The 12,938-nt window shown below is 61.9% G+C and carries 12 protein-coding genes; 6 read left to right on the plus strand and 6 right to left on the minus strand.

Going from position 1 to position 12,938, the window contains the following annotated elements:
* Positions 1-830, minus strand: an 830-nt coding sequence (gene glgA / locus FHE74_RS01110) for a glycogen synthase (RefSeq protein WP_139464589.1), incomplete at its 3' end; no start/stop codon positions are given.
* A 150-nt stretch (positions 831-980) separates the two neighbouring features.
* On the opposite strand from glgA, the gene glgC reads away from it, so the two are divergent.
* Positions 981-2,198: a glucose-1-phosphate adenylyltransferase gene (gene glgC, locus FHE74_RS01115; RefSeq protein WP_180339639.1), complete on the plus strand. Its 1,218-nt coding sequence runs from the start codon at positions 981-983 to the stop codon at positions 2,196-2,198.
* 20 nt (positions 2,199-2,218) lie between these two features.
* Here the strand turns inward: glgC and FHE74_RS01120 are convergent, their stop codons facing one another.
* A complete protein-coding gene (locus tag FHE74_RS01120; RefSeq protein ID WP_139464591.1) occupies positions 2,219-2,875 on the minus strand; it encodes an O-methyltransferase in 657 nt (218 codons plus the stop codon).
* A 92-nt stretch (positions 2,876-2,967) separates the two neighbouring features.
* Here FHE74_RS01120 and sigE point away from each other — a divergent pair, with 92 nt between their 5' ends.
* Genes sigE through FHE74_RS01135 form a run of 3 tightly spaced genes read left to right on the plus strand, consistent with a single transcriptional unit; the run spans position 2,968 to position 4,531 of the window.
* Positions 2,968-3,564: an RNA polymerase sigma factor SigE gene (gene sigE, locus FHE74_RS01125; protein ID WP_246049121.1), complete on the plus strand. Its 597-nt coding sequence runs from the start codon at positions 2,968-2,970 to the stop codon at positions 3,562-3,564.
* A 5-nt stretch (positions 3,565-3,569) separates the two neighbouring features.
* Positions 3,570-3,959 carry an anti-sigma factor family protein gene (locus tag FHE74_RS01130; protein ID WP_180339640.1) on the plus strand — a complete coding sequence of 130 codons (390 nt, stop codon included), beginning with the start codon at positions 3,570-3,572 and terminating at the stop codon, positions 3,957-3,959.
* A 53-nt stretch (positions 3,960-4,012) separates the two neighbouring features.
* On the plus strand, positions 4,013-4,531 hold the full coding sequence (locus tag FHE74_RS01135) for a twin-arginine translocase TatA/TatE family subunit (RefSeq protein ID WP_139464594.1): 519 nt from the start codon (positions 4,013-4,015) through the stop codon (positions 4,529-4,531).
* Here the strand turns inward: FHE74_RS01135 and FHE74_RS01140 are convergent.
* The 3 genes from FHE74_RS01140 to FHE74_RS01150 are packed head-to-tail and all read right to left on the minus strand — an operon-like array spanning position 4,528 to position 7,512.
* A complete protein-coding gene (locus FHE74_RS01140) occupies positions 4,528-5,655 on the minus strand; it encodes an Mrp/NBP35 family ATP-binding protein (protein ID WP_139464595.1) in 1,128 nt (375 codons plus the stop codon). The genes FHE74_RS01135 and FHE74_RS01140 overlap by 4 nt on opposite strands.
* A gap of 14 nt (positions 5,656-5,669) precedes the next feature.
* Positions 5,670-6,239 carry a DUF1003 domain-containing protein gene (locus FHE74_RS01145; RefSeq protein ID WP_139464596.1) on the minus strand — a complete coding sequence of 190 codons (570 nt, stop codon included), beginning with the start codon at positions 6,237-6,239 and terminating at the stop codon, positions 5,670-5,672.
* Positions 6,232-7,512: a magnesium transporter MgtE N-terminal domain-containing protein gene (locus tag FHE74_RS01150; RefSeq protein ID WP_139464597.1), complete on the minus strand. Its 1,281-nt coding sequence runs from the start codon at positions 7,510-7,512 to the stop codon at positions 6,232-6,234. Before FHE74_RS01150 ends, FHE74_RS01145 begins: the two co-directional genes overlap by 8 nt.
* 121 nt (positions 7,513-7,633) lie before the next feature.
* On the opposite strand from FHE74_RS01150, the gene FHE74_RS01155 reads away from it, so the two are divergent.
* On the plus strand, positions 7,634-8,194 hold the full coding sequence (locus FHE74_RS01155) for a YflT domain-containing protein (protein WP_246049122.1): 561 nt from the start codon (positions 7,634-7,636) through the stop codon (positions 8,192-8,194).
* A 36-nt stretch (positions 8,195-8,230) separates the two neighbouring features.
* Positions 8,231-8,977 carry a type 2 periplasmic-binding domain-containing protein gene (locus FHE74_RS01160; protein WP_139464598.1) on the plus strand — a complete coding sequence of 249 codons (747 nt, stop codon included), beginning with the start codon at positions 8,231-8,233 and terminating at the stop codon, positions 8,975-8,977.
* Between the two features lie 91 nt (positions 8,978-9,068).
* On the opposite strand, the gene FHE74_RS01165 is transcribed toward FHE74_RS01160, so the two are convergent.
* The gene (locus tag FHE74_RS01165; RefSeq protein ID WP_139464599.1) at positions 9,069-12,905 is read right to left on the minus strand and encodes a multifunctional oxoglutarate decarboxylase/oxoglutarate dehydrogenase thiamine pyrophosphate-binding subunit/dihydrolipoyllysine-residue succinyltransferase subunit; all 3,837 of its coding nucleotides are present in this window, start codon (positions 12,903-12,905) and stop codon (positions 9,069-9,071) included.
* Positions 12,906-12,938: the final 33 nt, after the last annotated feature.

A 12,938-nucleotide genomic window follows, 5' to 3' on the forward strand; every position in this document is an offset into this window, starting at 1 on the left:
CGAATGTGTTCGCCGCTGAGGTGCTCCTGCACCCACACCACACCGGAGCGCTGTTGTTGAAGCTTCTCGACGGCCGTTGCCGTCCGGGCCGCAATCTCGGGCGTATCCGGTGCGCCGGCGCACAGAACGAGTTGGACGTCCTCGTCAAAATCCGCGGCAGCGGCGATGAGATGCTCCACACCCTTCTGGCGGGTAATGCGCCCGACAAACGCAACGATGGGACGATCCGGGTCGATGCCCAACGTACTCAGATATGAGCCTGCACCGAACGTTTCGACCGGGGACCACAGCTGCGTATCGATGCCGTTGAGAACCACGTGGATCTTGTCGGCATCGATACGCGGGTACGCATCCACAATGGCAACCTTCATGCCCGCAGAAACGGCAATCAGGGCGTCCGCGTGTTCCATCGCGTTCTGCTCCGACCAAGAGGAGACGTCATACCCGCCGCCGAGCTGCTCGCGCTTCCACGGGCGGTGGGGCTCAAGCGAATGAGCGGTGGCCACATGCGGGATACCGTGCAGCGTGCCGGCCAGGTGTCCGCCGAGACCGGAGTACCAAGTGTGGGAGTGGACTACATCCAGGCCGGTGGCAGCATGGGCCATCCGCAGGCCAGTGGACAGCGTCTTCAGCGCTCCGTTCGCATCCTCCAGGGCGGGGTCGACGCCGTGGACATAGACGTTGTCCTCGGTGCGTGGCTGGCCCATGCAATGCACGTCCACGTCTACTCCGTCGAGCTGACGCAAGAAACGGGTTAGTTCTGTGACGTGGACGCCAGCACCGCCGTAGACCTCGGGCGGATACTCGCGGGTCATCATTCCGACTCTCATGTCCACGAGAGTAATGATCGTCGTCCGCCCGTGCAGATGCCTGCCCGGAACGCTATGCAGAACCTTGTGCGGAACCCTGCGCGGAACCCTGCGCGGAACTCGGAAATTTTTCTGCTGCGAAAGCTCGGCCGTGCGCCTAATTTGGAAAGTGTGAAAACGCAGCCCAACGTTCTAGCCATCGTGCTTGCCGGCGGTGAAGGCAAGCGCTTGTTCCCCCTGACTGAAGATCGTGCCAAGCCCGCCGTCCCCTTCGGCGGAACATACCGATTGATCGACTTTGTCCTGTCTAACCTTGTCAATGCTGGCTTTACCAAGATCGCAGTGTTGACTCAGTACAAGTCACACTCCCTGGACCGGCACATCTCTCAGGCATGGAGCATCTCTGGGCCGACGCATCAGTACATCGCCTCGGTTCCCGCCCAGCAGCGCCGCGGCAAGCGCTGGTACAACGGCTCCGCAGACGCCATCGTGCAGTCACTTAACCTGATCTACGACGAAAAGCCCGACTACGTGATCGTCTTCGGCGCGGACCACGTCTATCGCATGGACCCGTCGCAGATGCTCAACGACCACATCGCATCTGGAAAGTCCGCCTCCGTGGCCGGTATTCGCGTTCCCCGCCACGAGGCAACCGCGTTTGGGTGCATTCAGGCTGAGGCCGATGGCACGATCACGGAATTCCTGGAGAAGCCGGCTGATCCTCCGGGAACCCCCGATGATCCTGAGATGACGTATGCCTCCATGGGCAACTACGTGTTCACCACCGAGGCACTAGTGGATGCCCTGCTGCGCGATGAGAAGAACGACGATTCCAACCACGACATGGGTGGAGACATCATCCCGTACTTCGTGGGCAACAACGACGCCCACGTCTATGACTTTTCCGGCAACCAGATCCCAGGTTCCACCGAGCGTGATTCTGGCTACTGGCGCGACGTAGGAACCATCGACAGCTACTACGAGGCCCACATGGACCTCATCTCGGTGCACCCGGTGTTCAACCTGTACAACACCCGTTGGCCGATTCACGCCACGGATGATTCCAACTTGCCGCCGGCCAAGTTCGTCAACGGCGGAATCGCCCAATCCTCGATGGTGGCTGCGGGTTCGATTATCTCCGGCGGAACCGTACGCAACTCGGTGGTAGCCACTGGTGTGCACATTGAAGAGGGGGCGACGGTCGAGGGATCCGTGCTTCTGCCCGGTGTCCGGGTATGCAAGGGGGCCGTGGTGCGCCACGCCATCCTGGACAAGAACGTCGTAGTCCGAGAGGGCGAGATCATCGGAGTCGATCCCAACCGGGACGAGTCCCGCTTCAAGGTGTCCCCGGGCGGAGTCGTGGTGGTGGGCAAGAACGAGGTGGTGTAGCCACCTCGAGCCCGCCGGCTCTAGGCGGTGCGGGTAATCAACGTCAGGCCGGCACCGAGCGGGATACGCGAGACAACGGCATCTTCTAGCTCTCGGGCATACTCGTCAGCCGCCCGAGCACCCAGAGTGTCCTGGTCGCGGCGAGTGTGGTCGGCAATGGTGCCGTCGAGAAGCGAGTCCGCCAGCACGATGGTGCCCCCCACGCTCAGGAGCGGGAAGGCGGCGCGTACAGCTGCGACCATGTCCATCCCGGAAACGTCGAGGTACACGAGGTGGTAGGCGCCGTTGGTCAGGCGGCCCATGACATCCAGGGGGCGGGAGGGCAGGAAGCGGGAGCGTGAACCCGTAAAACCGGCGGCCCGGAAGAGCTCGCGAGCGCTGTGATGATGCTCCGCCTCGGGGTCGATGCAGGTCAGGGTCTGGCGGTCGTTGAGGCCGCGCAGTACGTGAAGGCCGACCAGGCCAGCTGCGGGGGTAACGATCACGGCGCCGGAGGTATGGGCGTTGCGACCGGTTGCTGCCAGAGTGCTCAGCAAGTTTCCGGTTGCCTCGTCCGGGCACTGCACTCCAAACTCGGCCGCCGTGGTGCGGGCGCGCTCGATGTGCTCATCCGTCGCGGTCGTAGCGTTGATGTAGTCCACCTGTGCGGCGATGGCCGCCTTCACCGTTTCAGTCACAGGGACAGTCTATGCCTTAGCAAGGTAACCGTTACTCTTTTGATGCCCTGTGCGTGTTTCCTTTGCCAGAGGTATCAGGAACAATGGTTCGCATGAGTTTTTCTGGGTCCCCTGTTTCTTCCTCTACGGCTGATTTTGACGCCGGGATTGGGGACATGCCCGCCTGGGCTGATCTGGTGGCCGAGCACGCCGACAGCGTGTACCGCCTGGCGTTTCGTTTATCCGGTAATCAGCACGACGCGGAGGACCTCACTCAAGAGACCTTCATGCGCGTCTTTCGCAGCTTGAAGAAGTACAAGCCGGGAACCTTCGAGGGCTGGCTGCACCGTATTACCACGAACCTGTTTCTGGATATGGTCCGTCACCGCGCGACGATTCGTATGGAAGCACTCCCGGAGGATTACGATCGCGTCCCCGGCTCAGATATGACGCCGGAGCAGGTGTACACCACCACCCGACTGGACCCGACGCTGCAGGCAGCGCTCGACGAGTTGAGCCCTGATTTCCGCGTGGCTGTGGTGCTCTGTGATGTGGTGGGAATGAGCTACGACGAAATCGCGGACACCCTGGGCGTGAAGATGGGAACCGTGCGTTCACGGATCCACCGAGGGCGAATGCAACTGCGAGCGTTCATTGAGACCGCGGCTGAAAACAACGAAGAAGTGCGAGCACTTCTTCCGGCTCGGTGATGCACATGATCAAGCCATCGGCGAACCGCTCGCGCAAGAAGCGGGAGAAGACATACGATTCCGTCGAGCACCTCAGCCCGGAGGCAGTGGCGGCCTATGTGGACTGCGAGCTTTCTGCCACAGCGCAAAGGCGGGCCCGGATGCACGTTATCCACTGTGAGGAGTGCCGCAGAGAAGTCGTAGCGCAACGCAAGGCATCGCAGTTGGTGAAAGAACAGGCTGACGCGGATCAGGTGTGCACCCCTCCAGATCTGCTCAATCGCCTCTGCGGGCTTTCCGGCAGTTCAGTGGGGCCGGGACCCGGAGCGGAATCGGCTACGCACGGTCATCCCGAGGATATTTTTGACCGGGTAGATCATGTCGTTCGCGGCCTGTTTCGTCCTTCACACCGCTAGATATTTGCGGGCCAAAGCAAGCAGGCAAACCCCTAGGTGCCTAAGGTGTATGTGTGTTTGACAATATCGGCTGGGTAGAAATCGCCGTCCTGGTGATCGTCGCGGTCATCGTGGTCGGACCTGAGCGGCTTCCGGGCCTGCTCAAGGACGTGCGCGCAGCGATTTATGCTGCTCGGAAGGGCATTGCCAACGCCCGGGCCGAACTCGACGGGACTTTCGGTGACGAGTTTGCCGAGTTCCGCGAGCCCATCGCGCAAGCCGCCGAATGGGGGCGTCTGGGCCCCAAGCGCGCCATCACGAGGGCGCTTTTCGACGGCGACGATAGCGCACTGGACGACTTTGATCCGCGTCGCATACTCGCTGAAACTGGTATCGATCCCACGCGGGAGACCCCGGCGCAGGCTGCCCGCCGGTTGCGCAAGCAGGCGGATGCGCTTGAGCAGGCCGAGCGCGCGCAGGGCTCGACGGCCGCCAGCGCGGGACCCGCTGATCCTGCAGGTAATACTGGCTACAACCCCCAGAATCCCCCGAAGCCGCAGAAAGCCCAGTTTTCCTGGGAGGATGTGCTCTAGCGCTGAACCCCGAGTCCGAGCGGCTTGCCGGCTAGTGACTCGCGCCGCACCGCCAGCTTTTCCGCAATAGCCGTGATGGCGGCAGAGGACGGAGAGTCGGCCTTGGCCTCAGCCGCGGTCACCGGGGTGCCGGAATCACCGCGCTCGCGCAGCGTGGGATCGAGGGGAACCTGCCCCAGCAGCGGAACCGAGTGCCCGGTCAGCGCGGACAGACGTTCGGCGACCTGTTCGCCACCGCCGGAGCCAAAGATCTCCATAGTGGTTCCGTCCGGCAAGACCATGGCCGACATGTTCTCGATGACTCCGGCGACCCGCTGTCGAGTCTGCTGGGCGATGGATCCGGCACGCTCTGCGACCTCCGCCGCCGCAGCCTGCGGGGTGGTGACGATGAGCAGCTCAGCGTTGGGAACGAGCTGGGCGACCGAAAGCGCCACGTCGCCGGTTCCCGGGGGAAGGTCCATGAGCAGGACATCGAGGTCTCCCCAGAACACGTCGCCCAGGAACTGCTGAATGGCACGATGCAGCATGGGACCGCGCCACACCACAGGAGCGTTACCCTCCACAAATTGTCCGATGGAGATGTGCTTAATGCCGTGCGCGACAGGCGGCAGAATCATCTCGTCGACCACGGTGGGAGACTGGTCTGAGCCTAGGAGGCCGGGGATGGAATGGCCGTAGATGTCGGCATCGAGAATGCCCACGCGTAGGCCCTGAGCTGCCAGAGCAGCAGCCAGGTTTACCGTCATGGAGGACTTACCCACGCCGCCCTTACCTGACGCCACGGCGAAAACTCGCGTCGTCGACCCTGGCTGGGCAAAGGGGATCACCGGCTCGTTAACGCCCTGGAGATTCTGCCGGAGCTGACGTCGTTGCTCGTCGCTCATCACGTCTAGTTCGATGGAGATATTGCCCACGCCGTCGATTTCCTCGATCGCGGCACGCACGTTGCCTTCGATGGTCGTGCGCATCGGGCAGCCCGCAATGGTTAGGTAGATGACAACCGCCACATCTTTGCCGTTGACCTCGACGGACTTAACCATGCCGAGTTCGGTGATGGGCTTGCCGATCTCCGGGTCGTCGACGCGTGCCAGCGCCTCGCGTACCTGTGCTTCAGTAATAGACATAGTGCTTTCTCACCCTAGTCCCGGTGAGCATCCTCCTCGAGATCGCCCTGGATCGGATCACGCAGATCCTCGGGGGTATTGGCGCTATCGGCAGCAGCGTCGTCCAACTTGGCTTCCACGCGTTCGAGAAGGGACTTCACGTCCTCGAGCTCGCGACGCAGGTAGTCGCGGGAGACGGTGTCACCCAGTGACAGTCGCACGCTAGCCAACTCGCGGGCTAGGAACTCAGTATCAGCTTTGGTGAGCTCGTCGCGGCGCCGATCGGCGGCCAGCGTGACGCGGTCCCTGTCTTCCTGCCTGTTCTGTGCCAGAAGAATCAGCGGTGCGGCATATGCCGCCTGAGTGGAAAACGCCAGGTTGAGCAGGATGAATGGGTAGGGGTCCCAGTTCCACCAGAATCCGCCCACGTTGAGGCATATCCAGATGACCACAATGACGGTTTGCCACATCAAGTAGCGCCCAGTGCCAAAGAATCGTGCCACCTTCTCGGCAGCGTCGCCGATCGCTTCGTCGTCTAGCGAGAAAAACGAGCGCTTCTTACCCGCTACGGGGGTATCAAGTGCGTGACGATTGTTATCAGCCATGGGTTACCTCCGGGCGGAATCCGGTCTCGCGCCAGTCTTCTGGGAGCAGGTGGTCGAGCAGGTCGTCCACTGCGACGGCTCCGAGCAGGTGATTATTGGAATCCACGACGGGCCCACACACCAGGTTGTAGGTGGCAAAGTAACGGGCCGCAGTCTCGTGGGTGTCCTCGGCATACAAGGGAGGAAGGTCCGGGTCGAGGATTCCGCCGATCAGCGTCGAGGGTGGTTCGCGCAACAGCTTCTGGAGGTGAACACAACCTAGGTAAGGGCCGGTCGGAGTGGCCGTGGGCGGGCGCACGACGAAGATCAGGGAGGCCAAGGAGGTCGGCAGGTCGGGTTCGCGCGCGAGCGCGAGTGCCTCTGCCACAGTGGTTTGCGGGGTTAGCGCAAGCGGCTCAGGCGTCATGAGCGCACCGACGGTGTCGTCAGCGAAGCTCATGAGGCGACGCACGGGAGCTGACTCCTCGGGGTCCATCAGCTCCAGGAGGACTTCGGCCTTGGCATCGTCGATGACCTGCAGGATATCGGCGGCGTCGTCGGAGTCCATCTCTTCCAGCACGTCGGCAGCGCGCTCGATGTCGAGGGCTTCGAGCAGTTCGGCCTGGTGGTCGTCCGGCAACTCGGCGAGGATGTCCGCCAGGCGTTCGTCGTCAAGGGCGCGCGCTACGAGGTGGCGTCGTTGTGGAGTGAGCTCGTGGACATAGCTGGCGATGTCTGCCGGGCGCATGTCGTCGAAAGCGGCGATGATCTCCGCGATGGGGGAGGCGTCTCCCACTCCGGAGGCAGTCAGCCCGTGCAGGTACTGCCACTCAATAGTGCGCAACACGGGAGCGCGCCCAAACGACGGTCGGCTTTCGAATACGGCCACGCGCGAGATCACCCAATCCCGGGTACGTGTGCGCTCGAGCTCGACGTCGGCAATCTCCAGTGCCTTGGAATGCAACCGGGCAAAGTCCGGGTCGTCCGTGTGGACCTTGGATCCGACGAGGTCGCCCATGACGGTCAGTTCTGCAGTTCGGGTGGCAAAGGTGCGCATGGACACCGATCCGGTCACCAGGGTGACGTTGCCTGGCTCGATGGCCGCGATGCGGAGCATGGGGACGAAGATTTTGCGCTTGTTTGCCAACTCGACCACGAGTCCGAGCGCGCGCGACACGCTGCCGGGGCGCACGTTGACCACGACGTCGCGGACGCGCCCCACAACGGTGAAGTCAGGCCCGCGGACCTGGAGGCCAACGAGGCGGCCCGCAAAAACCTTTGTCACGACACTCATAACAGGACAGTCTAGCCACCCTGTGGGAACTAAATTTCTACCTCCTGCGTTGAAAAGGTAGCACCTGGTTTTCCGCCCTTTGGTAGCGATTTTTCCTCATCGAATTCATTAGGAGTTTTACATGGCTACGTCTCAACCGAATGCACAACGTATGAACCTGCGCGGGCGCCCCTCGGGTTGGCCGGTCGGAAGTTTTGGCACCTACGCCGAGGCCCAGAAGGCAGTGGACGCCCTGTCTGACGAGAAGTTCCCGGTCGAGCACCTCGCCATCATCGGTGTCGACCTCATCGAGGTGGAAAATGTTCTGGGCCGTCTCAGCTGGGGAAAGGTGCTGCTCGGTGGCGCCGCATCCGGCGCGTGGCTGGGTCTCTTTTTCGGCCTGCTCTTCTCCATCCTGGGAGGGCCGATGCTCAACGCTTTGCTCTGGGGCATTCTGATGGGTGCGATTTTTGGCACCATCATGGCGGCCGTCTCCTATGGGGTTTTCGGTGGTCGCCGTGACTTCACCTCGCAGACTGCGATTGTCGCAGGGCGTTACGACGTGATCTGCCACCCGGATCACGCGACCAAGGCACGCGACATGATTGTCCAGATGGGCTTGGCTCGCCCGCTGGATGAGCGCGCCGGCGCACACGAGGAGTCCTTGGGGCAGAGCCAGACTCAGCTTCCGGAGCAGCGTTAAGCAGTAGTACGCTAGGCGCGAATCAACAGGAGGATCATGATCCCTATTCGCGCCATTTCACTTCTGTGTGCCGGCGTCCTCAGTGGCGCCGGCCTTTGCGCATGCGCTGCGCAAGAACCCCACGGCCACATCAGCCCAGAGTCGACGCGAACAGTGCGCATCTCTGCGTCGGAGGACGATCTGACGCAGCAGGTATTGGCAGAAATGTACGCTCAGGCGCTGAGCCTTCAAGAGCGAGATGCTGAGGTCGTGCTGGTATCAAGGCAGCGCAGCCACAGTCTGGAGAGCATTAATGATGCTTCCACAGACTTCGTGGTGGCCTGCAGCGGGGATCTGCTCGCTCAGATCAACCCGAACTCGGCAGAACAGGTTGCCGCTGAGGCAGATGATTCGTCCGGAGTGGTTGATCCCAATGACGATGACCTCATCGTGGCCACCTATGAGGCTGCGATGGCATCCCTGCCGACCCACATCACCTCGACAGACTCGTCCAGCGCCCAAGGATGTACGGAAAGCCCGGCTGATTCTCTCCCGCAGAGCATCATGCCGGTGTTCCGAAAGTCCCTGTTTGACCGCAACGAGCTCAAACTGGTCACGGATCTAACCAAGGTGGTTACCAACGAGGAGTTGGATCGCACCGTCGAAAAGGCCCAGAAGACCTCGGCGCAGCAAGCCGTGGAAGCATGGTTCGGCTCGGTTTCGCTGGCTACCAACGCCGATAGCCAGTCGAACTCTAAGAAGAACGACACCAACAAGGGAATCGGGGAGTCGCCCGAGAAATAGCGCTGGCGCTGCCGTCAATTTTGCTTAACGACGAAGCCCCGTGTGCTGACCTTTCGGTCAACGCACGGGGCTTTGTGCTTCATCCGCAGTACTAGTCGGCGAAGGCCTCGTCGAGAAGCTGACGCTGCTCCATCTGGTGAACCTTGGCGATGCCGGTTGCGGTGGAAGCCTGGGCGCGGCGGGAAACGCGCTTGAGCTTCGGCAGATCCGGAACGGCCTCGCGCAGGTGCTCGTTGACGAACGGCCACGCACCCTGGTTAGCCGGCTCATCCTGCACGTAGCGGATTTCCACGGCGTTGGGGTATGCGGAGAACGCATCTGCCAGGCGGTTGAACGGCAGCGGGTGGATCATCTCGAGACGCACGATGGCAATGTCCTCGCGTCCCAGCTCCTGGCGCTTCTTCTCCAAGTCGTAGTAGATCTTGCCGGAGCACAGGAGGATCTTCTTGACGTTCTTGGTGTCGCCCACAGCCTTGCCATCCAGATCCACCAGGCGGGGATCGTTGATGACGGAGTGGAACTTGGTGATCTCGGTGAATTCCTGTGGGGAGGACACTGCTTCCTTGGAGCGCAGCATCGACTTCGGGGTGAACACCACCAGCGGACGACGCATGGTGCCCAGAGCGTGGCGACGCAGCAGGTGGAAGTAGTTCGCCGGAGTCGTCGGCTGGGTGACCGTGTAGGAGCCCTCTGCGGCCAGCTGCAGGAAGCGCTCGATGCGGGCGGAGGAGTGGTCCGGGCCCTGGCCCTCGTAACCGTGGGGGAGAAGCAGGATCAGGTTGGACAGCTGACCCCACTTCGCCTCGCCAGAGGAGACGTACTCGTCGATGATCGTTTGTGCGCCGTTGGCGAAGTCACCGAACTGGGCCTCCCAAGCAACCACAGAGTCGATGTTTCCGACGGAGTAGCCATACTCGTAGCCCATGCCCGCGTACTCGGTCAGCGCCGAGTTGTACACCATGAACTTGCCGCCGTTGCCCGAGGCCTCGGCCACCTCGTGGAGCGGGTTGTACTCCGCGCCGGTCTCCGGGTCGAAAGCAACTGCGTGGCGCTGGGTGAAGGTACCGCGGCGGGAATCCTCACCAGCCAGACGGACCATCTTGCCCTCGGCTGCCAGCGAACCGAAAGCGAGCAGCTCAGCCCAAGCCCAATCGATCCCGCCCTTGGTAACGGCCTCGGCGCGCTTCTTAGCCACCGGCTTAACGCGCTTGTGGTAGTTGAAGCCCTCCGGCGGGTTGGCGTAGGCCTGCCCAATCGCGTCCAGGGTGTCCTGGGTAACAGAGGTGTCCAGGCCCTTGGACAGAGTCTGCGAATCGGCGATGCCGGTCTGCTCCTGCGGGCCAGACTTCTCTTCCTTGACCTCCGCGAACACAGATTCCATCTGATCCTGGAAGTCACGAGCAGCAGCCTCGGCCTCAGCCTCGGTGAGGTCGTTACGACCAATGAGCTCGGCGTTGTACTTGGCGCGCACCGACTCGCGATCGGTGATGTGCGTGTACATCTCCGGCTGCGTCACGGTCGGGTCGTCCGCCTCGTTGTGGCCACGGCGACGGTAGGTGATCAGGTCGATGAACACGTCCTTGCCAAAGCGGCGACGGTACTCGGTAGCCAGCTGGGCAACCCAGACGACTGCCTCCGGGTCGTCACCGTTGACGTGGAAGACCGGGCAGTCGAAGCCCTTGGCCAGGTCGGTGGCGTAGTAGGTGGAGCGACCAGAGTCTGGGGTGGTGGTGAAGCCGATCTGATTGTTCACCACGACGTGGATGGTGCCGCCCACCTTGTAACCACGCAGCTGAGACAGGTTGATGGTCTCCTGGACGATGCCCAGGCCCGCAAAGGAAGCGTCGCCGTGGAGCATCAGCGGGACGACACTGAATCCGTCCTCACCCTTGTCCAGCATGTCCTGCTTAGCGCGAGCCATACCCACCATGACCGGGTCGACGGCCTCAAGGTGAGACGGGTTGGCGGTCAGAGATACCTTGATCTCCCCGTCGCCAAACATCTGAATGTGCTCACCCTCGGCGCCGAGGTGGTACTTCACGTCACCGGAGCCGCCCTCCTGGCCTCCGGTCATGCGGCCTTCGAACTCGTTGAAGATGTTGGCCAGCGGCTTACCGACGATGTTGAAGAGCACGTTGAGGCGACCGCGGTGCGGCATGCCAATGATGACCTCGTCCAAGCCCTGGCCGGCCGCGGTATCGATGACAGCGTCCATCAACGGGATGAGGGACTCGGCGCCCTCGAGGGAGAAGCGCTTCTGGCCGACGTACTTGGTCTGCAGGAAGTTCTCGAAAGCCTCGGCAGCGTTGAGCTTCTGCAGGATGTACTTCTGCTCGGCGTTAGTGGGCTTGGGCATACCTGATTCCAGGCGCTCCTTCATCCACTCTCGCTCGTCGCGGTCCATGATGTGGGTGTACTCAGTACCCACCTTCAAGGTGTAGGCCTTGCGCAGGGTGGACATAACCTCGCGCAGGGTCATCGTCTCGCGACCAGCAAAGCCGCCAACGTTGAAGGTGCGATCCAGGTCCCACAGGGTAAGGCCGTGGGTCATGGGGTCCAGGTCGCGGTGATCGGGGACCGGCAGACCCGGCTGGTTCCACCCCAGCGGGTTGGTATCTGCAATCAGGTGACCGCGAGAGCGGTAAGCCTGAATGAGCTGCATGACGCGGGTGTTCTTGTCGATGCCCGCATCCGGGAGGTCCTGAGCCCAACGCATCGGGGTGTAGGGGACGCCAACGCACTGGAAGATGTGATCCCAGAACTTGGCGTCGACCAGCAGCTGAGAAATGGTGCGCAGGAACTCACCGGACTCTGCACCTTGGATGACACGGTGGTCGTAGGTGGAGGTCACGGTCATGGACTTGCCCACGCCCATCTCTGCCAGGCGATCCTCGGAGGTGCCTGCGAACTCTGCCGGGTAATCCATGGCACCCACACCAATGATGGTGCCCTGTCCCTTGGTCAGACGCGGGATGGAGTGGCGGGTTCCGATGCCACCGGGGTTGGTCAGGGAGATGGTGACGCCCTGGTAATCCTCGAGGCCGAGCTTGCCCTTGCGGGCGCGCTCTACGATGTCCTCGTACCCCTCCACGAACTGGGAGAAGTCCATCTTCTCGCATTCCTTGATGGCAGCCACCACCAGGGCTCGCGAGCCATCCTTCTGCGGGAGGTCGATGGCCAGGCCAAGGTTGATGTGCTCCGGGGTAACAGCCTGCGGCTTGGACTTTTCATCCAATTCGTAGCGCAGGTTCATGTCCGGGTGGTTCATCACTGCGCGCACGATGGCGTAGCCAATGATGTGGGTGAACGAGATCTTGCCACCCTTGGTGCGGGCCAGGTAATCGTTGATCATCGAGCGGTTCTCGAACATCAACTTCACCGGCATGTCGCGCACAGTGGTGGCGGTAGGAATCTCCAGCGACTCGTCCATGTTCTTAGCGATTGCCTTGAACATGCCCTTGAGCTGCTTGGCTCCCGGGGTGGGGGCGTCCTTGGCTGCCTCGAAAGGCGAGATCGGCTGCTTGCGCACAGCCTTCTCGCTCTTTGCGGACTTTTCTTCCGCGACGGCCTTTGCCTGGTGATCGCCGGTAGCAGTCTTCGGGGACTTCGGGGCCTGCGCATCGCTCGGCTTGCCCTGTGCTCCGGCGTCGGCGTCCTGGTCCTCGCCGCCTTCGGGGGTTTCCTGTCCCGTTCCGGCCTTGCCCTTGTTAGAAGCCGACTGTGCAGAGGACTTCGTGGACTCGGAGGAGCTCGAAGAATTCGTTGCCTTCTTCGGCTGTGCGGACTTCTCAGAGCTGGACGAGGGAGCTCCCTGCTTTTCAAAAAGCTCGCGCCACTCCTTGTCCACCGACTCAGGGTCCTTCTGGAACTGCTGGAACATATCATCGACCAGCCATTGGTTTTGGCCGAACGTACTCGCGCTGCTCACGGAAGAGGGTCTCCTAAATGCTGTGAGTTATGT

Origin of the sequence: Corynebacterium tapiri, from assembly GCF_006334925.1 — a bacterium.
Classification (GTDB): Bacteria; Actinomycetota; Actinomycetes; order Mycobacteriales; family Mycobacteriaceae; genus Corynebacterium; species Corynebacterium tapiri.

Coding starts and splice junctions, on each gene's coding strand:
- sigE (WP_246049121.1), top strand. CDS start 2,968: ATGAGTTTTTCTGGGTCCCCTGTTTCTTCCTCTACGGCTGATTTTGAC.
- FHE74_RS01130 (WP_180339640.1), top strand. CDS start 3,570: ATGATCAAGCCATCGGCGAACCGCTCGCGCAAGAAGCGGGAGAAGACA.
- FHE74_RS01140 (WP_139464595.1), bottom strand. CDS start 5,655: ATGTCTATTACTGAAGCACAGGTACGCGAGGCGCTGGCACGCGTCGAC.
- FHE74_RS01145 (WP_139464596.1), bottom strand. CDS start 6,239: ATGGCTGATAACAATCGTCACGCACTTGATACCCCCGTAGCGGGTAAG.
- FHE74_RS01150 (WP_139464597.1), bottom strand. CDS start 7,512: ATGAGTGTCGTGACAAAGGTTTTTGCGGGCCGCCTCGTTGGCCTCCAG.
- FHE74_RS01155 (WP_246049122.1), top strand. CDS start 7,634: ATGGCTACGTCTCAACCGAATGCACAACGTATGAACCTGCGCGGGCGC.
- FHE74_RS01160 (WP_139464598.1), top strand. CDS start 8,231: ATGATCCCTATTCGCGCCATTTCACTTCTGTGTGCCGGCGTCCTCAGT.